Raw genomic sequence first — 23,292 nt, forward strand, 5'->3', positions numbered from 1 at the left:
TGCGAGTAGGTCTAGAGTAGTAGGCAAAGGTATAGATAGAATAGTAGACATGAAGCCGGCACCAAAGATGCCATTCCGCGGGCATTCAATAGTGATAAGAATGAAATAGTAGGCTCCCGCGGCTCCGTTGATTGTCTTAGTGGGTAGATCTATTGATATTGAAGATCAATTTTAAGTCGTAGAGTTATCACACATTTGCAGGCAAGTGATCAATAAAAGCTTGCCTGCACGGGATCGTTAAAAGATCACAATCATAAAACTCGGCAACGCATCAGCTGTTCTTATTATCAATAAGCAATAAGCAATAAGCAATAAGCAATAAGCATGGTAAATATATGGGGATGAATCGTTTTAAGGTTTAGTGATTGAGAGATTGCTCATTGCGGGCACGAGATTTGATTTTCCACGGCCCGGTTGATCACCTTAGTAGATAGATCTATTTTTTTGATGAGTCGTCAGATGGGATGACATGAAAAAATGTCTCATCCTCTTTAATTAGCCCTAAGTGCTTTCTTGCTAACTCCTCTCTTGCAGAGTAGTTATGTTTAATGCCATTAATAATTTGGCGAGCATGATTATTCTGATTATGTAACTTCTTATTCTGCTCTTTTAATGCCTCTAATTTTACTTGCAATTCTCCGATCTGTTGTGGTCCAGAATCTGTATCGAACCAGAGTTGCTTAATAAGTAACCCTAATACGAGAGCTAATATTAGAAATAGTAGGTGCATTAGTTTCATAATTGATTAACTCGCAATGTATACGAAAGCCTCTAGATTTGAGATAATGGCAGATAGATGTTTTAATCCACTATTATAGCGCATAAGTACTTATGAAAGACAGTATAATTATAAAGTTAGATGAATTGGCGGAACGATTAGAAGAGGTGTCTCATCTTCTATCGGATCCAGAAGTAATTAGTGATAATAATAAGTTTAGGGAATTATCACAAGAATATGCTCACTTAGACCCTGTTGTTGCAGAGTTTAATGAGTGGAAGCGTAATGAAGCTGCATTGCAAGATGTTAAAGAGATCTTTGATGGCTCCGACAGTGAGATGAAGGAGTTGGCAAAAGAGGAGCTTCCCTTATTAGAGGCTGAGAAAGAGCGATTAGAGAAGTCACTCAGTATCTTATTATTACCAACAGACCCATATGATGATAGTAATATCTTCCTTGAGGTTCGTGCCGGGACAGGTGGTGATGAAGCTGCAATTTTTGCCGGTGATCTGCTTCGCATGTATATGCGTTATGCAGAAGAGCGTGGATGGCGTGTGGAGTTAATTAGTGAACATCATGGAGAGCATGGTGGGTATAAGGAGGTGATTGCTCGTATTGAGGGGCAGGGTGCTTATTCTCGTCTTAAGTTTGAATCGGGAGCACACCGTGTTCAACGAGTTCCTGAGACAGAATCCCAAGGTCGAGTTCATACTTCAGCTGCTACCGTGGCTATTTTGCCAGAAATTCCTGAAACAGAGATGATTGAGATTAATCCTGCAGATCTTAAAATCGATACATTCCGTTCATCAGGTGCCGGTGGACAGCACGTTAACGTAACAGATTCAGCGATTCGTATTACGCATTTACCAACCGGCGTTGTGGTTGAGTGTCAGGATGAACGTTCACAGCATAAGAATAAGGCGAAGGCGATGAGTCTTCTTGGATCCCGACTTTTAGAGGCTGAACGTGAACGTGAGCAGAAAGAGATGAGTGAAACTCGCCGTAGTTTAGTTGGATCCGGTGACCGTTCAGAGCGGATTCGTACTTACAACTATCCTCAAGGACGAATTACAGATCATCGAATCAATTTAACGCTCTATAAACTTGATGAGATTGTCAACGGCGATCTAGATCAGATTATTGAACCCTTAATTCAAGAGAACCAAGCAGGTCTATTAGCTGCAATAGGGGATGAGTAGCAATATTTTATGAAACAGGTGAGTGATAGGTTAAAGTTACGAGTTCTCGCAACAACTGATATCCATGGTTTTTATACAAACTTTGATTACTATAAGGATCAAGTTGTCGATCGCTTGGGGCTGATTAGTCTTGCGAATATGATTGAAGACGCCCGAAGTGAGAACTGTAATACCTTGCTCTTTGATAATGGAGATCTGCTACAAGGATCTCCTATGTCCGATTATTTGCGTGATTATGCCGTTGCAAATGGGCATCCTGCCTACTCATTAATGAATGCAATAGGTTATGATGCCGCAACGCTTGGAAATCATGAATTTAACTTTGGTGTCCCCTATTTGCTTGAGGTGATAGCACAAGCAGATTTTCCTTATGTTAATGCTAATATCGAGACAGAAGATGGCATCCCTTTCTTACCTCCTTCTATTATTTTAAAGAGAGTTTTTAAGAGTGAAGGCGGGGTAGAGGTGGCATTAAATATTGGTGTGACCGGTATTTTGCCTCCCCAGATTATGACTTGGGATAAAACTCATCTTGATGAATATGCTATTGCCAATGATCGTCTAATCACTCATGATGCTTACTCTGCGGTTAAACGGGAAGTTGCAAAATTAAAAGCATCCGGTGCTGATTTAGTGGTTGTTTTAGCGCATACAGGACTCTCGAAACGCCCCTTTGAAGAGGAGATGGAAAATAGCGGCTACTATATTGCCCAAATTGAAGGTGTTGATCTTCTAATTACAGGGCATCAGCATCGCCGTTTTCCCTCAGAGAGTTATCGTGAACTTTCTGAATTGGGCTTTGATGTTGACGCCGGCACAATATGTGGAACCCCGACAGTAATGCCCGGTTCGTGGGCTAAATGGTTAGGTGTTATTGATCTTGAGTTAGTGAAAATCGATGATAAATGGCACTGTGAGGGAGGCAAGGGGAGCTTGAGAGGTGTGGATCACTATTTAGCGCCCGGCCGGTCGATCAATCCTCGCTATTGGCAGAGCATCGAAAGCGCTCATGAGATGATTCGAGAGACGATGAATGTTCCTGTTGGTCATACTGATAGTGGCTTTTATAGTTATCTCTCTCTAATTCAGGATGATAACTGTATTCAGATTGTTGCTGATGCACAGAAATATGCCGCTGAGAAGTTACTTGCAGATCTCCCCTATAGTGAAGATCTTCCTCTTCTCTCCGCGGTTCCGCTCTTTAAGGTGGGAAGCCGTAAAGATGATCCAACTTATTTTACCGAAATAGCGCCTGGAAAGCTCTCTTTTAAAGATATTGCGGATCTCTATGTTTACCCTAACTATTTGGTAGTATTGGAAATTTCTGGAGAAAATCTTAAAGAGTGGCTAGAGTGCTGCGCGAGTATCTACCATCAGATTCTGCCGGCAGATGAGGCGCAACATCTTATCAATTGGGCAAAATATCGCCCTTATAACTTTGATGTTATTAAAGGAATTACCTATCAGATAGATCCTACACCCCCCCCTCGCTATGCACCTGATTTAACAATAATGGATCATCATAGTGAGCGGATCATGAACTTAGCTTATCAAGGTAAACCTATCTTGCCCGAAGATCGATTCTATCTTGCGACCAATAGTTATAGAGCGCTTGTTGACCGTTTTCCTGGTGCAGGTAAGGGGAATATGATCTGTAGCACGATGAAAGAGATCCCTGAGGTAATTTTAGCTTATGTCATGGAGAAGGGCGCTGAGATGTTAAGCCTTAATCCTGATAGAAATTGGGGCCTTGACCGTTCGGCATTACAAGGACGAAAGCTGCTTATTGAGTCAGCTAATAGCTCAGTATCAGAATCGATCATCTTAGAAACCGCTCAATATCCTATTGTTAAAGTTGGGGAAGATCCTGAAAAGTTTGCACTTTATCAATTAGATTTTAGTTAATCATCCCTCTTTTCTTCTCTTTTTTAAATATTTATAAATATTTAATCTATTTATCTGATTTGGCATCCATTTGATATCGACTTGATGCCTATTTGGATCAATTCCTATCTGCTGTGTTGTGAGAGGGTCTCTCTTTGATGCTCTTTAGATAGAGTTCTTTTAGTTTTTTACTCAATTCAGAGAGAAGTTTTTGCCGTTTACTATTGATCATTGGTCCCTCTTTTTCAAAATATTGGGGATAAGCGCGGAGATATCTATTTTCAGTAATAAAGTGATTGAGGGCTCGTTTATCACTATTTTTAATCTCTTGGAGATAGATCGGATTAAGCTCCGCGTGACTTCTCCCATTGAGTAGTCCGACAACATAGAGCATTCTTGAAACAAGAAGATCTATCGCAGTATCATTGATGCAGTAGGTCTCTAGATTATTGAGATGATCGAGTAAAGAGGTGCCGTAATGTTTGAAAGAGGCCGTCAGTCCTCCTAATATTGCTCCAGTAGCGGTAGCGGCGCCGAGAGTGGTAAAGCCCGCTAAAGCATCAACACCAGCAAAGAGGCCGGCACCAATTCCCGCACCTTTTCCAAATTGCATTGAGAAATCGATGAGGTTATCACTTGTAAAGAGATCTTGTTCATATTGAGAACCCTCAACGGCTAATTGAAAATAGGCAATGTCATCTCGATTAAATTGGTAGAGTGAGAGCAGGGCTTCAAAGGCTCGCTTTTCTAATTTTTCAATCATCTGATTGAGCCGTTTCATCACCTTTTCAGCAGCGGCATTCTGCTTCTCTTTGAGTTGTAACGTCATTAAATTGAGATAGAAATTCGCCACTATCTGCATTGCTTGATTTAAGCGTTGTTGATCAGCTAGCTCTTCGAGATCGTTATAAGCCATAATTTCCGCATAATACTCTGGAAACATAATGGCAATCTGCTCATAGAATCGACGTTTTTGCGGGGGCATAATCGTATCAAATTCTAAATAGTGATGAATGCCATGAGCTTTAAGATGTTGCTTCCAATCGGTAAGATGTTCACCTTGAATAAAGTTGAGGATGGGGAGAATGGGCTTATGGGTCTTCTCTATCAGTGTTAACTCATCATCAAACTTAGGTAAGAAGGGGAGACGACAATCGATAACATAACAGATAAGATCCGCAACAAAGAGCTGCTTAATGACTTTAACCTCTTGATCAAAAATTGCTTCAACCGCTTGGTCTTGTGCAAATTTAAGTAGGTTTGTTGACTCTTCAAGGCGAGAGCGGGATGGATATCTCTCTTCTAAAAGATCGAGAACCCCCATCGCATCTTCAATACCTGGGGTGTCAACATAGGTGAAGGTGAGCTCTTGGGAGGCTCTCTTTATTTCTGCTACATCGATCGTTGTTGAAGCTTCATCTCGAACTTCACCAAAGTTTCTTTCTCGGGTAATTGTTCTGATCAAGGAGGTCTTCCCTGTATTTGTATGACCCACAATAGCGATCTTTAAAGTTTTTAGCCCCATAATAACCCTATTTTGCTCCATTTAGATTCCGGTTTAACCTACTTATTTTACAGATCCTTCTATGTTGAAGGGTAGGGGAAGAGTAGAATCGATTCCCCTTGAAAAAGATTAGCCTGCAATTTTTTTTGCCACTCCTCTTCCCGCTGACTATTTTGATGCGTAACTAAGATAATGTCAGCACTTAATGCTAAGTTCATCACTGTATAGATTCGACGTAGTAAGCTTCTATCAGGGGTTAATTGAGTATCGATGTAGATCGTAAGATGCGCAAGTGGCTTTGTTTCTAAGAGTGTTGAGAGCTTTTGAAAATCAGCACGACTATTGATAATCTCCACATTATCGTCAGGTTCTCGACCTGCTTGAGGGAGAGGGCCCGCGTAATCGAGAGCGATCACTTTTCTCCCCTCTCCATGGCGTATAAGCTTTGGTGAACGTACACTCTTAGGGGCTGATTTTGCAGGGTCGATCACTTGTTCTTTTCCTAAGTGAAGCCGGTTCTCTTGCACTTTCTGTTCCGCTTTGAGGTAGTTGCGGTAACGCCGTTGCGCAAAGAGAAAGAAGAAAATGCGAGGAATTAAACCATAGAGCGCAATCATCACTAAGATCCAGCGAGCCCATGCGGCATTCTCAATCGCTGTCGGAGGAAGATTGAGGCTATGTTCTACTATTTCCAGCGAGATCAATTCTCCCGAGATAAGATCGGGGAGAAAATTGAAAAATTGGATAATAAGGAAGTAGAGATCACTTCGATCAGGAAAGAGGGTGCTAAAGAGGTTAAAAGAGTACTGTTTGAGAGTAAACTGAAAAAATAGCGTGACAAGAAGGGTCGCAAAAACCAGAATCCAGGCACCATGCATTACAACTTTGGTAAGATAGATTAGCTGCTTAGGGTCGGGTTCTTTAAATTTCTCTTGCAGTTCTCCTTGCCACTTTCCTTGCTCTTTTGGGGAAGATGAGAGACCCTTTCGAAGGGGTTTCTCTATTTTTGTCCATCCCTTTTGTAGCAATAGTAGAAGATCGGTAAAGAGTGAGTGTCGCCTTACGAGTGCAAAGAGGAGAAAGAGATAGGAGGGCAGCAGGATTCCCAAGACGAGAGCAATAGGGTGAATGGGAGAGGTTAAAAGAGCGTTACTGCCACTAGCGGTGATAAAGATCACCAGTAGAGAGAATAGTAGAATCGCTCCTTTTGAGAGGAGTTGATCAGATTTGAAATGATCTTGGTGTTGCACGTTATCTCCTCATTTATGCTCGTTGAATTACTTCATAGAGTAGAGTATTACCCCGAACGGCCTTGATCTTAATTTGGCTTCCTGCAGGAAGATCTTCCCCTTCGATAAACCAAGTAGAGTCCCCTAGGGCAATGCGACCTTGACCATTCACCACGGCTTTATCGATTGTCATCACTCGACCGATAAACTCAGAGCCTCTGATTTGGTTGAGTTGGGTGCTCTTAATCTCCTTCCCTTTATAGGTCTTAACACCGACAATGACAGCAAGAAGTGCAAAAATAGCAAAAAGTAGGATTTGTAGCGTTACGGATAGATCAATAACACTCAATACACCGCCAACCATTAATGCGGCGATTCCGATCCAAAAGAGATAGACGCCAGGTAGTATGATCTCCAGTAGAATCAGTAATGCCCCGGCAATGAGCCAGAGCATCATTGGGTTAATATCTGAAAAGAGTGCAATCATTTAGAGTCCTTCTGGGCAGATTTAACAAGTTCCGCAATACCCGCAATAGAGCCAACAATGCCTGAAGACTCCATCGGCATCATAATAATCTTATCATTTTTACTCTCTGCGATTTTACCAAATGCTTCCACATATTTTTGGGCGACAAAGTAATTAATCGCTTGGACATCTCCCTCTCGAATGGCTTGAGAAACCATCAGGGTTGCATTTGCCTCCGCTTCCGCTAGGCGTTCACGTGCTTCTGCCTCTAAGATTGCTGCTTGTTTTTTACCTTCCGCTGCTAAAATTGCCGATTGTTTCTCCCCTTCTGAACGGAGGATTTCCGCTTCTCTGATCCCTTGAGCTTCTAAAATTGCCGCTCGTTTTTCTCGCTCAGCCTTCATCTGCTTAGCCATGGAATCAACAAGATCGCGAGGCGGTTCAATATCTTTGATCTCAATTCGAGTAACTTTAACACCCCAAGGTTCAGTTGCATGATCGACAACCGCTAAAAGACTTGCATTGATCTCATCTCGCTTAGATAAGAGCTCATCAAGATCCATCGATCCCATCACTGTTCTGATATTGGTCATTGTGAGATTTAAGATTGCGGAGCCTAGATTATTAACGGCATAGGCTGCGCGTGCGGCATCATTGATTTGGAAGAAGACAACTCCATCGACACGAACCATCGCATTATCTTTTGTGATGACTGCTTGTGAGGGGACATCTGTAACACTCTCCATCATATTAATTTTACGGCCGATACGATCAAAGATTGGCACAATAAAGGAGATTCCTGGAGTAATAGTTTTTCGATAGCGACCAAAGCGCTCAATTGTATATTCATAGCCTTGAGGCACCATTTTGATCCCTAAAAAGATTAGGAGAATGGCGATAATGGCAATAATTAAAACTAAAATTGCAGTCGTTGTCATAGTAAACTCATTAGGTAGTGGTCATATTGCTCTTCCATCAGCTGTTAAGCTTGAGGGAAGCGTGTGATATTAAATGAAACTCAATGTCACTCAATATGGATAAGTGTAACTAAATATTAATATTCAATATCAATATTCAATATCGATATGAATGTAAAGTACAAATGTATATTTGAATGTATTCTAATAGAACATAATCAGATCAGATCTGCGCTAATAAAGAATAAAAGTATAAGTAGAATCATTAATTAATGATAAGACATGATCATTATAGATAAATTGCCATCTCAATGAGTAATTATTAGTGATTACAATTGTCGCTTGTGTCATGAGAGATTCTTGACCATCAATTGCGATAACGAACTGATATAGCTATTCTTTATAATATATTGATATAACTAATTGTTATCATTATATTTTTATCATTGACAGTTATTTTAAAAATTTTCAAAAGATCCTATCGAACACTTCTATTGGTCCATAGATAGAAAAACACCTATCTAATGATGATTGTTAGATAGGTGTCTTCTTCATTCTTTACTTAATAAAAAACTCTTATTAATACTCTTAATAGGGTGGATTATGCACTAAATGAGTTGCCACAACCACAAGTTGTTGTTGCGTTAGGGTTACGGATAACGAATTGCTCCCCTTGTAGATCATTTACATAATCGATTTCAGCTCCCACTAGATATTGGTAACTTAGTGGATCAATTAAGAGAACTACATCCTGGTTAACGACTTCAACATCACCCTCTTCCACTTCATTAGCAAAAGCAAAACCATATTGGAAGCCAGAGCAGCCACCACCTTGGATATAGACACGAAGTTTAAGTGTTGGATCACCTTCATCTTCGATTAAGCTTTTTACTTTAAGTGCTGCGGAATCTGTGAAGTTAATTCCTGTATCTTCAATCATCGACATCCCTTTCTCCTTAAATCAATAAATTTCTGCTTTATTATACCGCAGATTCAAAAGTAGAGTGAGAACACTTTTGAGATTTAAGCGTAGAGAAGCAGTGATTTCCCTCTCTTGCCATAAGGGTTCTTTGGTATCACTTCTTCGACATTACATTTACGGCAAGAGTGCTTCTTGTTTAATGATTCTTTATCGAATACAGAAATTTTTGAGGAGAGGGGGGACGCCCACTAGGTTAAGCGACGCATTTGATGGTTATAGTTTTTAATAAAGTGCGGAAGGCTCGGATTGATGTTATCTCGGCGCCAAACGAGTTCGAGGTCAAAGGTTACATCAAGTTCTGGCAGTGAATGCATCACAACATTATAGACCTTTAGATACTTTGCAACTGCAGGAACAAAGGTATAGCCTCGACCCGCGGAGACAAGGCTTAACATCGAATTATAATCACAGCCCTCATGATCAATTTTGGGCGTAAAGTCGTGGCGCCTTAACTCATCGATAATCATTTTATAGAGGTCGAAGGCCTGATTTTCAGGAGACCAGATAAAAGGTTCGGTGCGTAGTTCGTCGATCTTTTTAGGAGGATGATCAGCAAAGGCTGAATTTTTGTTAATCGCTAATAACATCGACTCTTTATAGAGAAAACGACCTAAAAAGTCATTATCATCTTGTGGGCGAATAAACATAAAGCCGGCATCAAGCTCGCCATTGCGCAGCGCCATAATCTGTTTTCGTGAGTGCATAGTACAGATATTAAGAGAGATTTCGGGGTTGTGTTTCCGGAACTCGCTGAGATGTTGTTGTACTTCAGTCAGCCAAATATGTTGTGGGGTAATGCCTATTTTTAGATAGCCGATATCACCTTGATCTGCTTTAATTGCTTGAGATTTTGCCCGTTCAATAGCGTTGAGAATATTGATCGCATCTTGATAAAACTTTCTACCAGCAGAGGTTAAGACCATTCCTCTTGCGTGTCGCTCAAAGAGCGTTACGCCGACACTCTCCTCAAGATTTTTAATCTGTCGAGTAATTGCTGGCTGGGCAATATGTAGTGTTCTTGAAGCTGCCGCGACACTGCCTAATTCCGCGACTGTCACGAAGTAGTGTAGTTGTCTATTTTCCATATTATTCCCTCTATATTCCCTATTTTACTACTTTTTCCAGTTTTACTATTTCCCTTTTTCTTTGCCTTACTATCACTTATAGCTTCCCCTGAAGGGAGACTCCTCTCTTAAACACCATCGCCTAGGATATTTGCTTTTATAATGACTTATTGTTCGGTTAATTGTTTTGTTAATTGCTGCAGTTAGTTGTTGTTAGTTGTTGTTAGTTGAGTTATTGCAACAAATAGGTTTTGTTAGGCATGATCGAACGATCTTAGAAGAGGATGAAATGAAGCTATAAGGGAAATATTTGGCACTCTATTAGTAAGCGCCCTTATTACTTATTCAGTTCTCTATCTATGATCTTACCCTATTTATAGGGCTTTGTATTTATGGGGCTATTTTTTATTGCTATCAAAATATTAGATCGATCTATCTATAACAAAAAAGTATATCATACTCACAATAAAGGTATTATTTATAAAATATAAGATTTGATAACATTGAACTCATGCTATTTGCCCTAATTTAAGGAGAAGCAAAAAGGTATAGGTTTGTAATCGTAGTAATTATGTAGTTTTGTCGTAATTGCTACGTTACAAGTGATTAGATCTCATGTTTGTGGAGTAGATATGATGAGTGCAATTTTGTTAGCGCGGATCCAATTTGCGTTTACAGTCTCATTCCATATTATCTTTCCGGCAATAACAATAGGGCTCGGTATGTGGCTCGTTGTGCTAGAAGGACTCTGGTTAAAGACTAAAAAACCAGTCTATATGGATATTTATAATTTTTGGGTAAAATTTTTCGCCGTTGCCTTTGCTATGGGGGTTGTCTCCGGTGTGGTGATGGCCTTCCAGTTTGGTTCTAACTGGAGTGAGTTTTCGAAGTTCTCGGGTTCTGTGACGGGGCCGCTGCTGATCTATGAGGTCATTACCGCCTTCTTCTTAGAAGCAGGATTTTTGGGGATTATGCTCTTTGGTCGAGATCGAGTTGGTCCGAAGATGCACTTTTTTGCAACAGCAATGGTTGCATTAGGAACAACATTCTCTGCGTATTGGATTTTAGTCTCTAACAGCTTTATGCAGACCCCCCCTTCGCTTGAGTCGGGTGCGATTGAGATTGTGGATGGTGTTGTTGTGGTGAAAGATTGGCTTGCGATTCTTTTCAGTGCTTCTTTGCCGATCCGCATGGTGCATATGTTGACAGCAGCACTTTTAACGGCAACGTTGATTATCTCAGGAACAGCAGCTTGGCACCTCTTGCGTGGGCATCGCAATGCGGCGGTTAAGAAGATGTTGAGTATGTCTTTGGTAACACTCTTCTTTGTCTCAATTTTCCAAGTAGTTATTGGTGATATCCATGGCCTTAATGTACGGGATCATCAGCCTACTAAATTAGCAGCAATTGAGGGACATTGGGATGCAACGCCAGAGGGGGAAGGAACGGGCTTTATTCTCTTTGCAATTCCTAATCAAGAGGAGCAGAAAAATTACTTCTCGATCGAGATTCCCTATGCAGCAAGTTTAATCTTAACGCATACACTTGATGGTAAAGTTGCGAACTTAAAAGCATTCCCGAAAGAAGATATTCCTCCTGTTGGTTGGGTCTTCTGGTCCTTCCGCGTAATGGTAGGATTAGGATTCTTAATGGTTATCTTAGGGATTTGGGGTGTTTGGCAGAGACATAAGAAGACCTTGGGTGAGAAGAAAGGGTTACTCCGTTTTGCACTCTGGATGGGACCAAGTGGTTTGATCTCAGTCTTAGCCGGTTGGTTTGTCACAGAGATTGGTCGTCAGCCTTGGTTGGTCTATAACATTATGCGCGTTACTGAGGGACACTCTTTTATACATACCGCAGGAGATTTAACGGTGTCATTAGCGCTCTTTGTGATTGCTTACCTCGTAGTCTTCTTATTTGGAGTGACGATCCTTTTCCGTATTTTGCGCAGAGGACCTCAAAGTTCTGATGTCGCTGTAGCTGAGCAGTAAGGAGTCTATCATGGATTACAATATGTTAGTTATCATCTGGACAGGCATTATCCTTTTAGGTGTTGCGATCTATGTCGTTCTAGATGGCTTTGATTTAGGGGTGGGAATGCTCTACCCCTTTGTGAAGCGGGAAGAGGATCGCACCACGCTCATGAATAGTATCGGCCCGGTTTGGGATGGTAATGAGACCTGGCTTATTTTGGGCGGTGCTGCGCTTTTTGGGATCTTTCCCATTGCTTATTCTGTCGTACTTTCAGGATTCTATATTCCCGTTATTCTTCTTCTGATGGCGCTTATCTTTAGAGGGGTCTCTTTTGAGTTCCGAGGACGAGTCTCAGAAAATCGTCGAAACTTCTGGAATAATGCATTCTTCTTAGGTTCGCTCTTTGCCGCTTTCTTCCAAGGTGTTATTGCAGGTGCTTTGGTGCAAGGATTTGACTTTATGCCTGCAGCAGATGCAATCAATGCACCTGAAGGATATGTCTCAAAAGGGGCGTTAGACCTTGTAATGGCTGGTGGAATTTGGGCTTGGCTCTCTCCTTTCTCCATTGTTTCTGGTTTAGGTTTAACAGCTTTCTATGCGCTGTTAGGTTCAACTTGGGCGATTAAGAAGACAGAAGGGGAGCTACAGACACATATTCGTCATTTAACCCGTAAAATTGCGCTACTCTTTTTCCTTTTAGCGACAATTATTCTGGCTTGGACGGTGATGATTTGGCAAGAGCAACTCTTTATGGCAGAGAATCTCTGGAAGGTCTATCTCTTTGGTGGACTCTATCTGGTTGCCATAATTGTTGCGGCTATTTTGATGCGCTCTATTAGGAATTCTAATACGCATTGGCAACCATTTGTCTATTCTCTATTGATGGCGGTATTAGGTGCTGGCGCGTTAGTGGGCTTCTTGCTTCCCTATATTGTACCTTTTCAGGTCACGATCTTTACGGCAGCTGCGCCAGAATCAACTTTAACCTTCTCATTAGTCGGGGCGCTGATCTTTATTCCGCTCGTTCTACTCTATACAGGTTATATCTACTATGTCTTTAGAGGAAAAGTGCAAGGAGAGGGTTATTAAGATGAAACAGGGAAGAGAAACACTCAAAAAAGCGGTAGATGAGCAGCAATTAGCTGTAAATAACAAGCAAGATCAATCTCAGTCGGGGCGCGGTCCTAAAAGATCATTGAAGTCACAGCTTATTTGGATGATAGGCTTATGGCTCGGTGGTGTTATCTCTCTCTATCTCTTTGTGAAATTAGTAAAAGTAGTAATGTCCCTTGTCGGTTTATATGCATCCCCCTAGAAGATAAAACCGACAATTTGCCCCTAAGGATAAATCCTCCTTAGGGGATTTTTTTATTACTGAGATCTAAATATAAGGGATAAAACATCGCCCTAAACTCAAAACTCACATCTCAGATTTCATAAACTATAAATTATAAAAAAGCTAAAAAGCGGTGGATCGAAAAGAATTTAGTCAATATGAAAAGCCCCTACAAGAGGAGTCTACAGATCGCTCTTATAGGGGTTTATTGCTTATCGGTCACAATACGTTATGCAATTATTACCATATTGTTATCGTACTGTGATCGTTAATCGGTGGATTAACGACTGGTAGATGATTATTTTTGTGTCTCTTTCTCACCTTCAACAACAGCAATAGCAAGCTCATCTAATTGTGCTTGGCTAATATGGGCCGGGGCATCCGTTAAGAGGCATGCAGCTGATTGTGTTTTCGGGAAAGCGATTACATCACGGATTGAGCTCGCTTCTGCCATTAACATCACTAAGCGATCGAGTCCAAATGCGATTCCTCCATGAGGTGGTGCACCATATTTAAGTGCATCAAGCAGGAAGCCAAATTTCTCTTCAGCTTCAGCTTTATCGATACCGAGAAGTTCAAAGACCTTCATCTGTACATCATGTTTGAAGATTCGGATCGATCCGCCGCCAAGCTCTGTTCCATTGAGGACTAAGTCATAAGCATTTGCAATAGCATTTGCTGGGTCACTAAGGGAGTCGATACCTGTTTTGGGTGTTGTGAAGGGGTGATGCACGGCAACATAGCGTTTTGCATCTTCATCATATTCAAACATCGGGAAATCAACAACCCACATAGGTGCCCATTTAGTGGTTAAGAGATTGAGATCTTTACCGATCTTCACACGGAGCGCACCAATTGCATCATTGACGATAGTTGCTTTATCCGCACCAAAGAAGATGATGTCATTATTTTTTGCCGCAGTTGCTTCAAGTAGAGCAGTTAGAGTTGCATCATCTAAGAACTTAACGATCGGAGATTGTAATCCCTCACGACCTGCAGATAGATCATTGACACGGATATAGGCAAGGCCTTTCGCACCGTAACGACCGACAAACTCTGTATACTCATCGATATGACGACGAGTAAATTGATCGGAAACATTAGGGATATTAAGCGCAACTACGCGACCATTTTCACGGTTTGCAGCATCCTTAAAGACCTTAAATTCACACCCTTTCATCAACTCAGTGACATCCGTGAATTCAAGCGGGATACGAAGGTCAGGCTTATCAGAACCGAAACGTGCCATCGCCTCATGCCAAGTCATACGAGGGAAGTTATCACCGAGGTCGACATCGATAGACTCTTTAAAGACATCACGAATCATCTTCTCGGCAATATCCATAATTTGATCAGAGGAGAGGAATGAGGTCTCAATATCCACCTGCGTAAATTCAGGCTGACGATCAGCGCGAAGATCTTCATCACGGAAGCAGCGAACGATCTGATAGTAGCGATCAAAACCGCTCACCATTAAGAGCTGCTTAAAGAGTTGTGGACTCTGTGGTAGCGCAAAAAACTCACCATGATGGACGCGAGAAGGGACCACATAGTCACGAGCGCCTTCCGGCGTTGCTTTTGTTAAAAATGGGGTCTCAATATCGAGAAAGCCTTGCTCATCAAGCGCTTTACGAATATAGCGTGTTACTTTTGAGCGAAGCATGATGTTTTGATGCATGCGTGTATCGCGCAGATCGAGGTAACGATATTTAAGGCGAACCTCTTCAGATGTTTTATCATCTCCAAGTTGGAAAGGAAGAGGCGCTGCGCTGTTGAGTATCTCTAAACGCTTTGCAATAACTTCGATTTTCCCTGAAACAATATTAGGATTGACCATTCCATCAGGACGAGCAATAACTTCACCCTCAATCTTGATAACAAATTCATTTCGAATCTTTTCTGCTTCTTCAAAAGGAGTGGTGAGATGTGCCGGGTCGATAACCACTTGCACGATTCCTTCTCTATCCCGAAGATCTACGAAAATAATTCCGCCATGGTCGCGGCGACGATGTACCCAGCCAGAGAGGGTAACCGTTTTATCGAGAAGCGCCTCGTTGACGAGTCCGCAGTAGTGTGATCGCATAATTGAGTCCTTAAATATCAAATATATTAAATGGTGGAGTTTTCTCTTTCGATGATGATAGAGCACGCACCATTTCGCACTGGAAATGAAATACCAAATTATACAATTATAGGGGATTTTAGGGAAGATTTCAGGAGAAGATCGTATTGAACTCCATATCGAATTTCACATTGAGTTTTATAGTGAGTTTCAAGGATCTCTGCTACGTGTAACGCATCATGAAGATGCATTATGAGGAGCGATCTAAATGAATGATTGAAGAATATTGATTGAAGAATTGATGTTGAATGTTCTGAATTGGTCTTCGATCAATTGCAGGGGAGGGGTCTAAAACGGGACTCAACGCCTGCCGCTACCGATTTCAAGATGTGCCCCCGTGTAAATTAGATGAATTTACCGCAGAGCCATCTTGAACAGTAATCTAGGAACCTACGCCTGACAAACGTAGGTTCCTAGATCTATAAGCCTATCTGGTCTCTTGTTTTTCTTCTTATTGTGAGACTCGATGCTACTTCACCATACCTACTAAGCCGTGAGAGTATTTTCTCTCTTTAGCCTAGTCCTCCTTTGAATGTGCCCAGATTGTGGTGATCTATTATTGATATTTTTTATCAATCTAAGCACAAAATTTTATTAAGCCGACACCTTTATGAGTATCAATTCTAGTTGGAAAAAGCAAACATTAAGTTCTTTTTTAATCGCTTTAGAAAAATAGTTTTATCTAACTATTTGAATTTTATCAATATTTCTATTTCTACTTTTAGGGGTGAATTCTCTCAAAAGAGCTATGAGAAAAATAGGGAGGGGAAAAGCGGTAGGATCCCTGTGAGGTGTGGTATTGTTGATCTCTTATGGCAAAATGGCTGCCGCTGATAATAATTAGGAATCCATATACAATATATAATATATTATTATATATTGTATTGTGCGTGGTTATATATGGTTACAGATGCTTTATGGATGCGCTATATTTGGTCACGTTTTGTCATATTTTTTAATAGACGATTGTTAATCGATCCGTTTCTACTGTTCATTAGGAGATAGAAAGTGAACGAGGTAGTGCCGCGAGTTGATGGGCGATTATTGCAAGCGATAATATCAGGTAAGAGAGGATGGGATGGGTATTGAGTTATTAATATTTCTGTTTTTAGGTTGTATTATTGGTCTTATTTCAGGATTGTTGGGCGTTGGAGGCGGGACGGTAGTGGTGCCGACTTTAGTCTTCTTTTTAGTCTCTATCGGCATGGATCCTGAATTGATAATGAAGGTTGCTTTAGGAACCTCTTTTGCTGTTGTAGGAATTACGAGTCTCTCTTCAGTTATTGCTCATCAAAGAAGAGGATCGGTGATGTGGGGCGTTGTTTTCCTACTAGGTATTGGCGCAATGATTGGTGTCTCGATCGGTAGTCTTGTTGTGACAATGATGAATGATCTTATTTTACAACTGCTCTTCTGTATCTTCTTAGCTTACACTATTTATAACATGTTGCGCACCGCATCTAAGAAGGAGGCGGAGAGTGTCTCACACTTTGCTAAACCGCTCTTTGTATTAGTTGGGGGTGTGATCGGTTTTGTCTCTAGTTTTGTTGGGATTGGCGGTGGTGTGATGATTGTGCCTGTCTTAAGTAAGATCGGTTATAAGATGAAAAATGCAATCGCCTCCTCCTCTGCCGTTGGAATGATTATGGCTGCCGCAGGTGCAGGGAATGCCATTTTTAATGGGATGGGCGTTGAAGGTGTTCCGGAATCCTCTTTAGGATTTGTCTACTATCCGGCAGTGATAGGGCTTTCAATTACCAGTGTTATCTTTGCACCTATCGGCGCAAAATTGGTCTATGTTTTACCCGTGAAACGTATTCGCCAAATATTAGCCGGGTTTTTATCCATTATATTGGTGATCTTTATCTACAATAACTTTGTCTCATAGAGTCTCTATTTTAGAAGTTATTGTGCAGAAGATGAGAAGCAGGAGCCAAGCTCCTGCTTTTTTTGTATAATCAGGGGTCATATTAATAATCTTATAGCGCGTTTTATCGATCGCTTACTATTGCAGCATAGATTAATCAAAAGGTTTAATTCTACCCATGTCAAAAACATTTTTAGTCGTTGATGGTTCTAACTTTCTTTTTCGTGCATTTCATGCGCTCCCTCCATTGAAAAGCCCCGATGGGCGACCAACAGGTGCAATTCGAGGGGTGATTAGTATGTTTGAGAAGTTAGTACGAGAATTTAAGCCCGACTATCTCGGTGTTGTTTTTGATGCAAGTGGTAAAAGTTTTCGAAATGATCTTTTTGAAGATTATAAGGCGCATCGTCCTCCAATGCCGGAAGATCTGCGAGCACAAATTGAACCCCTATATGAAATTATCGATCTTATGGGATTTCCCCGTATTTCGATTCCCGGTATTGAAGCAGATGATGTCATCGCAACTTTAGCGGTTGAAGCAAAGGCGAAAGGTTTACGCACCATTATCGCTTCGAGCGATAAGGATCTTGCACAATTGGTAGAAGATGGCGTTATTACAATGTATGACGGCATGAAAAATGAGATGTTAGGTCGTGCTGAAATTTATGAGAAGTATGGCGTCTATCCCGAGCAGGTACGAGATTATTTAGCTTTAATGGGGGATAGTGCCGATAATATTCCCGGCATTCAGGGGGTTGGACCTAAAACAGCTGCAAAATGGATTCATGAGTGGGGTGATTTAGATGCCATTGTTGAAAATGCAGAGAAGATTAAGGGGAAGGTGGGGGAGCGATTACGTGAGAATCTCGACCTCTTGGATCTCTCTAAAACGTTAACCACACTCTTATTAGAGGCGCCGTTACCCGTTAAAGTAGAGGATTTAACACCGAATCCCCCTTTTATTGAGCGTCTTAGAGAGGTCTACCAAGATTTTGGATTCCGCCAATTGCTCTTAGAACTCGATAAAGCCGATGGGGGAGAGAGCTTCGTACCGCCTGTTGCTCAATCGGTAGCAAGTGATCAAGTTGAACTTGCGGCACATTGGATCAATCCCTCCTTGCCGGCTAAGCGTCTCTACCAAACAATTACTGATCTAAATGATCTTGAGCGCTATTTAACGCTGATTCCGAGCGCTTCACTTCTTGCTTTAGATACAGAGACTGATGGATTGGAGTTTATGCGTTCTAATCTTGTTGGAATCTCCCTCTCAGTGGCGCCGGGGGATGCGATCTATATTCCCTTTAAACAGGCTGGTCTTGAGAATCCATTAGCAATTGATGCTGTGATGGCGCGTCTAAAGCCTATTTTAGAGGATGAGAAGATTCCGAAAGTTGGACAAAATATTAAATTTGATTGGCATATCTTAAGGCGACAGGGTGTTGAGTTGCGAGGTATTGTTGATGATACTATGCTTGCGAGCTATATCTATGATCCCACTGGCAATCGTCACAATATGGATGCTTTAGCAGAACTCTATTTAGGATTTAAAACCACTCCTTTTGAGGAGATTGCTGGTAAAGGACGATCACAAAAACGTTTTGATGAGATCGATATTGAGACAGCGAGTTTCTATGCTTGTGAGGATGCTGATATTACGCTTCAACTTCAACGGAGTATTCTGCCTCGTCTACGCTCTGAAGCAACTCAATATAAGGTCTATCAAGAGATGGAAGTTCCCTTAATTTCGGTGCTTGCTAAGATGGAGCATGAGGGGATTTTGGTAGATGCTGCGCATCTAGAGCAGTTAAGTGCTGAATTTGGTGAGAATCTCTCAGAACTTGAAACAAAGGCCTATGAGCTAGCGGGAGAAGAGTTTAATATGAGCTCTTCAAAGCAGGTAGGGGAGATTCTCTTTGAGAAATTGGGCTTGCCGGTTATTAAGAAGACCCCTAAAGGCGCGCCTTCTACAGCAGAAGATGTGTTACAGAAATTGGCAGAAGATTACCCACTGCCCAAAATTATTATAGAGTATCGGGAGTTTTCGAAGCTTCGCTCAACTTATACCGACTCATTAGTGGCGGAGATCAATTCTGAAACCGGTCGTGTCCATACCTCTTTTAATCAAGCACAAACAAGTACTGGGCGCCTCTCCTCCTCTAATCCAAACTTACAAAATATCCCAATTCGAACAAAAGAGGGGCGCCGTATTCGCGAAGCTTTTATTGCGAAAGAGGGCTCTTTGTTATTAGCGGCTGACTATTCGCAGATTGAGTTGCGGTTGATGGCACATTTCTCCCAAGATGAGACAATGTTGAGAGCATTTAATGAGGGGAAGGATATCCACGCAGCTACTGCGGCGGAGGTATTTGGTATTCCTTTAGAGAAGGTTACCGGGGAAGAACGACGAGCCGCTAAAGCGATTAACTTTGGTCTGATTTATGGGATGGGCGCGTTTGGTTTAGCAAAGCAATTAGGGATCTCTCGTACACAGGCACAAGAGTATATCAGCCTCTATTTTAGTCGCTATACTGGGGTGTTAAATTATATGGAAGAGGCAAAAGAGAAGGCGAAGAAACATGGATATGTAGAGACCGCGCTTGGACGTAGGCTCTATCTTCCTGGTATTCATAGTAGTAATGCCATTGCGCGATCGGGGGCAGAGCGGGTAGCGATTAATGCGCCTCTTCAAGGGACTGCGGCTGATATTATTAAGCTTGCCATGTTAAAAGTGGATCGTTCTTTAGCAGAAAATTCCCACTTGACCGCCAAGATGCTACTTCAGGTACATGATGAATTAATTTTGGAAGCGCCTATTGCGCAGATGGAAGAGGTTCGAGCGTTGTTAGTTGACGCAATGACTGATGTCCTTAAACTGGATGTACCCTTGATTGTTGAGGTCGGTAGCGGTAAAAACTGGGATGAGACGGCTAGTTAATGGTGATTTTATAACTGATAATTGACAGGTAGCTGTCATTTAAGTCATTCAAGTTTAGTGGTCTAAGGATTTAAGATCTAGATCGCTATTGAGATTTGAGACAGAAGAGAGATGGGGTAAAAACATGTTTTTACCCCATTTTTATGCTCATTTTTACTCCTTGCGCTCACCATATGTGTAAGGAGTAGAAAAGATCAAATCGTTGATGATGATCGATTTGAGGAGCGCAATTGTAGTTGAGGACTCTTTAAAAGAGTGCCGGCAATAATCGTTTTGGGATTACAAATCGAGCGGTAAGTTGTGGGTCGACCAATTGACTAATTTCGACATCACAAGCGATACTCCCGAGCATCGTGGCCTCTTCAAGGGAGATATTGAGCTGTTCTGCTAATTTTTGGACGCCAAGATGGGTCGCTTCAGTTAAAGCATCATCAATTGTTTTACGTGAAACCAAAAAGGCAAAGCTCCCCTCATTCTCAACAACGGGATGTGTTAAGGTTTGCTCCTTAATAAGATCGAGAGTTACAACCACCTCCCCGGCAATTTCAAGGCCAGAACCTCCAATCTCACCATCTCCCATTGCGGCATGAAGATCTCCTAAGGCAAAAAGCGCTCCATCAACAAAGATAGGAAGATAGAGTGTCGCGCCCTCTTTGATCAGCTTTGTATCCATATTACCACCATGCTCAGCCGGCGTTCCTGTAGAGATAGGATCTCCATCAGGTGCAACCCCTATCACGCCAATCATCGGCGTCAGTGGCAGGACAATCTCATCACTAAAGTGGAGCTGTTGCTCTTCAATGGGGATAATTTTTTGGGTCATCTGGGGGAGCGGGACTAATCCAAAGCCCGGGCCGACAGCACAGACACCCTGATCTGCCAATGTGATTGAGTGGATGGTCACTTTTAAGATATCACCAGCCTCTGCGCCTTCAATAAAGATAGGGCCGGTAGCGGGATTAATCTGATTCCAATTGATATCCGCTAAACGATTCTCCTCATCAACTTGATTACTAAAGCAATCTTTGGTGATGATTTTGACTTTTTCGCCAGGTTTAATACTCAATTTGGGGGTGTTGTTTTTGTCAAAAGCGTAGATGGTTGCATCATTGCTGCAGAGTTGTTTCATGATCTCTCCTCCTCAATCTCTCAATAAACTATCGGTAAGCGATAAACGATAAGCGTTCTTCTCAATATAGCAAGATTTATCTAGAAGTGTGGAAAGAAGCGAGGAGTCTGTGGATAACTTTGAGGATAACTATTGGGAGAAGCTGTGTAGAACCATAAAGGCTCTCTTTTCCATAAGTAGGTTGTGGATAACTCTGTGGATTCTTTAAGAACATTTGGGCGATGGTCTGAAGATCCCCATGTTACCTGCTTTAGCATCATGAGCGATCTCTGTGTCATAGATTGAGCTGTGGATAACGGTAGGTAACAGATAGCGTTGCCGGTGCTAAGTACGAGGGATAATGGAGTGGCTAATGAGGTGGGGGATGGGAGAAATAATAAAAAGTGGCAATAAGAAGATCAATAAGAAGAGCACTAAGGTGCGTGTGGTAAGGCGGGCTATAGGGAGGTAATAGAGGGACAATAAAAAAGCACTAATCAGTTAAATCGATTAGTGCTTTAGTTGAATCTTATCTTGAATCTTACCTTGATCTAAGATTTATCTAAGATTTTAGTTGTCAGTCCTCATTAGAGTGATTTAAGCGTTGTAATCATTTCGTTGACAACCTTCTGAGCATCTCCATAGACCATGTCGGTATTGTCGAGATAGAAGAGATGGTTCTCAATCCCTGAGAAGCCAGAACCTTGTCCACGTTTAATGACAAATACCTGTTTTGCTTGATCCGCATTAAGAATTGGCATGCCGTAGATTGGGCTTGATTTGTCGGTACGAGCCACCGGGTTAACAACATCATTCGCCCCAATGACGAGAACGACGTCGGTATCTTTGAACTCATCATTGATCTCATCGAGATCGAAGATGCTCTCATAAGGGATTCCTGACTCTGCTAAAAGCACATTCATATGCCCTGGCATTCTTCCGGCTACTGGGTGAATTGCAAAACGCACATCTACGCCACGTGATTCTAAGATCTTCACAAGTTCAGCAACTTTATGTTGAGCTTGTGCTGCCGCTAAACCATAACCGGGAACGATAATAACGCGATCAGCATATGCCATTGTCATCGCCGCATTAGCCGCATCACTTTCGGTCATGGAGCCTTCAATATCTCCCGCTTCACTTTTGCTTTCGCCAAAGTTAGAGAAGAGGACATTGCTCAAAGAGCGATTCATCGCTTTTGCCATCAGAAGTGTTAATAACGTTCCTGCGGCACCAACAACGGTTCCGGCAATGATCAATCCACCATTATCAAGCGCAATCCCCTCAAAGGCGACGGCAATACCGGTTAAAGCATTAAAGAGCGAGATAATCACCGGCATATCTGCACCCCCGATAGGGATCGCAATTAAGACCCCTAATGCTAAGGTGAATGCAAAGAATAGAAAGAGCATAAAGTAGTGCGGCGCTGGCTCAGAAGCAAGGAGAATCGCTAAGAGTAGTGCAAAACCGAAGAGAAATAGGTTGACGATATTGCGATTTTTATAGCGAATTGTGGAGGTCATACGACCATCGAGCTTTGCCCAAGCAACAATCGAACCGGTAAAAGAGACGGCACCAATAAAGCCCCCTAATGCGGCAAGAAGCAAGGTTCTAGAGCTATCATTTGCATCCGGCATACCGATCTGTAGAAGTGCAATAGCACCGATAATTGCTGCTGCACCACCGCCGACACCATTGTAGATTGCGATCATCTGGGGCATATCGGTCATCTCAACTTTGAGTGCTGAGCGTTTAGCAATAACAAACCCGATGCCGATAGCGATCACAATCAAGAGAAGATTGGTAAGAAAGGCATGATGAGTAATTGCCGGATGGAAGATGGTAATCACTACGGCTAATACCATCGCTAATCCACCATAGTGAATTCCTTTGCGTGCCGTAGAGGGGTGACTCATACTCTTAAGCGAGTAGATAAAGACAATGGCGGCAATAAAATAGCCAATATTAACTAAGAGAGATCCCATCT

Annotated in this window: 18 protein-coding genes; 7 read left to right on the forward strand and 11 right to left on the reverse strand. The window is 41.9% G+C overall.

Annotated features, from left to right (window positions below):
* Window positions 1-436 precede the first annotated feature (436 nt).
* On the reverse strand, window positions 437-739 hold the full coding sequence (locus DC077_RS03060) for an FtsB family cell division protein (RefSeq protein WP_109200956.1): 303 nt from the start codon (window positions 737-739) through the stop codon (window positions 437-439).
* A 92-nt stretch (window positions 740-831) separates the two neighbouring features.
* Here DC077_RS03060 and prfA point away from each other — a divergent pair, with 92 nt between their 5' ends.
* Together prfA and DC077_RS03070 are read left to right on the forward strand one after the other, a co-directional pair.
* Entirely contained in the window at window positions 832-1,917 is a 1,086-nt protein-coding gene (gene prfA, locus DC077_RS03065) for a peptide chain release factor 1 (RefSeq protein WP_109200955.1), read from the forward strand.
* Between the two features lie 9 nt (window positions 1,918-1,926).
* Window positions 1,927-3,822 carry a bifunctional 2',3'-cyclic-nucleotide 2'-phosphodiesterase/3'-nucleotidase gene (locus DC077_RS03070; protein WP_109200954.1) on the forward strand — a complete coding sequence of 632 codons (1,896 nt, stop codon included), beginning with the start codon at window positions 1,927-1,929 and terminating at the stop codon, window positions 3,820-3,822.
* A 97-nt stretch (window positions 3,823-3,919) separates the two neighbouring features.
* On the opposite strand, the gene DC077_RS03075 is transcribed toward DC077_RS03070, so the two are convergent.
* The 6 genes from DC077_RS03075 to DC077_RS03100 form a co-directional block, all read right to left on the reverse strand.
* Complete coding sequence (locus DC077_RS03075; RefSeq protein ID WP_162297632.1) at window positions 3,920-5,326, reverse strand: GTPase/DUF3482 domain-containing protein; 1,407 nt, start codon at window positions 5,324-5,326, stop codon at window positions 3,920-3,922.
* A gap of 59 nt (window positions 5,327-5,385) precedes the next feature.
* The gene (locus tag DC077_RS03080) at window positions 5,386-6,555 is read right to left on the reverse strand and encodes a DUF2868 domain-containing protein (RefSeq protein WP_109200952.1); all 1,170 of its coding nucleotides are present in this window, start codon (window positions 6,553-6,555) and stop codon (window positions 5,386-5,388) included.
* Window positions 6,556-6,568: 13 nt separating this feature from the next.
* Entirely contained in the window at window positions 6,569-7,021 is a 453-nt protein-coding gene (locus tag DC077_RS03085) for an NfeD family protein (protein ID WP_109200951.1), read from the reverse strand.
* Window positions 7,018-7,938 carry an SPFH domain-containing protein gene (locus DC077_RS03090; RefSeq protein WP_109200950.1) on the reverse strand — a complete coding sequence of 307 codons (921 nt, stop codon included), beginning with the start codon at window positions 7,936-7,938 and terminating at the stop codon, window positions 7,018-7,020. Before DC077_RS03090 ends, DC077_RS03085 begins: the two co-directional genes overlap by 4 nt.
* A 580-nt stretch (window positions 7,939-8,518) precedes the next feature.
* On the reverse strand, window positions 8,519-8,863 hold the full coding sequence (erpA, locus tag DC077_RS03095; protein WP_133243396.1) for an iron-sulfur cluster insertion protein ErpA: 345 nt from the start codon (window positions 8,861-8,863) through the stop codon (window positions 8,519-8,521).
* Window positions 8,864-9,087: 224 nt separating this feature from the next.
* Window positions 9,088-9,984: a LysR family transcriptional regulator gene (locus tag DC077_RS03100; RefSeq protein ID WP_109200949.1), complete on the reverse strand. Its 897-nt coding sequence runs from the start codon at window positions 9,982-9,984 to the stop codon at window positions 9,088-9,090.
* A 611-nt stretch (window positions 9,985-10,595) separates the two neighbouring features.
* Between DC077_RS03100 and DC077_RS03105 the strand changes: the two genes are divergently transcribed.
* From DC077_RS03105 to DC077_RS11030, 3 genes are read left to right on the forward strand one after another with little or no spacing between them, the layout of a single operon-like run.
* Window positions 10,596-11,954: a cytochrome ubiquinol oxidase subunit I gene (locus DC077_RS03105; protein WP_109200948.1), complete on the forward strand. Its 1,359-nt coding sequence runs from the start codon at window positions 10,596-10,598 to the stop codon at window positions 11,952-11,954.
* 10 nt (window positions 11,955-11,964) lie between these two features.
* Window positions 11,965-13,026: a cytochrome d ubiquinol oxidase subunit II gene (gene cydB / locus DC077_RS03110; RefSeq protein WP_109200947.1), complete on the forward strand. Its 1,062-nt coding sequence runs from the start codon at window positions 11,965-11,967 to the stop codon at window positions 13,024-13,026.
* Between the two features lies 1 nt (window position 13,027).
* On the forward strand, window positions 13,028-13,252 hold the full coding sequence (locus DC077_RS11030) for a hypothetical protein (protein ID WP_239990284.1): 225 nt from the start codon (window positions 13,028-13,030) through the stop codon (window positions 13,250-13,252).
* A 319-nt stretch (window positions 13,253-13,571) separates the two neighbouring features.
* Here DC077_RS11030 and aspS read toward each other — a convergent pair whose 3' ends face one another.
* Window positions 13,572-15,356 carry an aspartate--tRNA ligase gene (gene aspS / locus DC077_RS03120; RefSeq protein WP_109200946.1) on the reverse strand — a complete coding sequence of 595 codons (1,785 nt, stop codon included), beginning with the start codon at window positions 15,354-15,356 and terminating at the stop codon, window positions 13,572-13,574.
* A 1,117-nt stretch (window positions 15,357-16,473) separates the two neighbouring features.
* Here aspS and DC077_RS03125 point away from each other — a divergent pair.
* Window positions 16,474-17,283 (forward strand): sulfite exporter TauE/SafE family protein, encoded by an 810-nt coding sequence (locus tag DC077_RS03125; protein WP_109200945.1) that lies wholly within the window; start codon window positions 16,474-16,476, stop codon window positions 17,281-17,283.
* Window positions 17,284-17,440: 157 nt separating this feature from the next.
* Window positions 17,441-20,197: a DNA polymerase I gene (gene polA, locus DC077_RS03130; protein WP_109200944.1), complete on the forward strand. Its 2,757-nt coding sequence runs from the start codon at window positions 17,441-17,443 to the stop codon at window positions 20,195-20,197.
* Between the two features lie 247 nt (window positions 20,198-20,444).
* On the opposite strand, the gene DC077_RS03135 is transcribed toward polA, so the two are convergent.
* The 3 genes from DC077_RS03135 to DC077_RS03140 all read right to left on the reverse strand — a co-directional run bounded on the left by DC077_RS03135 (window position 20,445) and on the right by DC077_RS03140 (window position 23,290).
* Window positions 20,445-21,326 (reverse strand): acetamidase/formamidase family protein, encoded by an 882-nt coding sequence (locus tag DC077_RS03135; RefSeq protein ID WP_109200943.1) that lies wholly within the window; start codon window positions 21,324-21,326, stop codon window positions 20,445-20,447.
* An 80-nt stretch (window positions 21,327-21,406) separates the two neighbouring features.
* Window positions 21,407-21,586 (reverse strand): hypothetical protein, encoded by a 180-nt coding sequence (locus DC077_RS10620; protein WP_133243397.1) that lies wholly within the window; start codon window positions 21,584-21,586, stop codon window positions 21,407-21,409.
* Between the two features lie 306 nt (window positions 21,587-21,892).
* Window positions 21,893-23,290 (reverse strand): NAD(P)(+) transhydrogenase (Re/Si-specific) subunit beta, encoded by a 1,398-nt coding sequence (locus tag DC077_RS03140; protein WP_109200942.1) that lies wholly within the window; start codon window positions 23,288-23,290, stop codon window positions 21,893-21,895.
* Between the last annotated feature and the right edge of the window lie 2 nt (window positions 23,291-23,292).

Source organism: Ignatzschineria cameli (assembly GCF_003121895.1).
Lineage (GTDB): Bacteria > Pseudomonadota > Gammaproteobacteria > Cardiobacteriales > Wohlfahrtiimonadaceae > Ignatzschineria > Ignatzschineria cameli.

Bases quoted from the DNA above. Each gene is read 5' to 3' on its own strand.
- DC077_RS03060 (WP_109200956.1), bottom strand. From the start codon at position 739: ATGAAACTAATGCACCTACTATTTCTAATATTAGCTCTCGTATTAGGG.
- prfA (WP_109200955.1), top strand. From the start codon at position 832: ATGAAAGACAGTATAATTATAAAGTTAGATGAATTGGCGGAACGATTA.
- DC077_RS03070 (WP_109200954.1), top strand. From the start codon at position 1,927: ATGAAACAGGTGAGTGATAGGTTAAAGTTACGAGTTCTCGCAACAACT.
- DC077_RS03075 (WP_162297632.1), bottom strand. From the start codon at position 5,326: ATGGGGCTAAAAACTTTAAAGATCGCTATTGTGGGTCATACAAATACA.
- DC077_RS03085 (WP_109200951.1), bottom strand. From the start codon at position 7,021: ATGATTGCACTCTTTTCAGATATTAACCCAATGATGCTCTGGCTCATT.
- DC077_RS03090 (WP_109200950.1), bottom strand. From the start codon at position 7,938: ATGACAACGACTGCAATTTTAGTTTTAATTATTGCCATTATCGCCATT.
- erpA (WP_133243396.1), bottom strand. From the start codon at position 8,863: ATGTCGATGATTGAAGATACAGGAATTAACTTCACAGATTCCGCAGCA.
- DC077_RS03100 (WP_109200949.1), bottom strand. From the start codon at position 9,984: ATGGAAAATAGACAACTACACTACTTCGTGACAGTCGCGGAATTAGGC.
- DC077_RS03105 (WP_109200948.1), top strand. From the start codon at position 10,596: ATGATGAGTGCAATTTTGTTAGCGCGGATCCAATTTGCGTTTACAGTC.
- cydB (WP_109200947.1), top strand. From the start codon at position 11,965: ATGGATTACAATATGTTAGTTATCATCTGGACAGGCATTATCCTTTTA.
- DC077_RS11030 (WP_239990284.1), top strand. From the start codon at position 13,028: ATGAAACAGGGAAGAGAAACACTCAAAAAAGCGGTAGATGAGCAGCAA.
- aspS (WP_109200946.1), bottom strand. From the start codon at position 15,356: ATGCGATCACACTACTGCGGACTCGTCAACGAGGCGCTTCTCGATAAA.
- DC077_RS03125 (WP_109200945.1), top strand. From the start codon at position 16,474: ATGGGTATTGAGTTATTAATATTTCTGTTTTTAGGTTGTATTATTGGT.
- polA (WP_109200944.1), top strand. From the start codon at position 17,441: ATGTCAAAAACATTTTTAGTCGTTGATGGTTCTAACTTTCTTTTTCGT.
- DC077_RS03135 (WP_109200943.1), bottom strand. From the start codon at position 21,326: ATGAAACAACTCTGCAGCAATGATGCAACCATCTACGCTTTTGACAAA.
- DC077_RS10620 (WP_133243397.1), bottom strand. From the start codon at position 21,586: ATGATGCTAAAGCAGGTAACATGGGGATCTTCAGACCATCGCCCAAAT.
- DC077_RS03140 (WP_109200942.1), bottom strand. From the start codon at position 23,290: ATGGGATCTCTCTTAGTTAATATTGGCTATTTTATTGCCGCCATTGTC.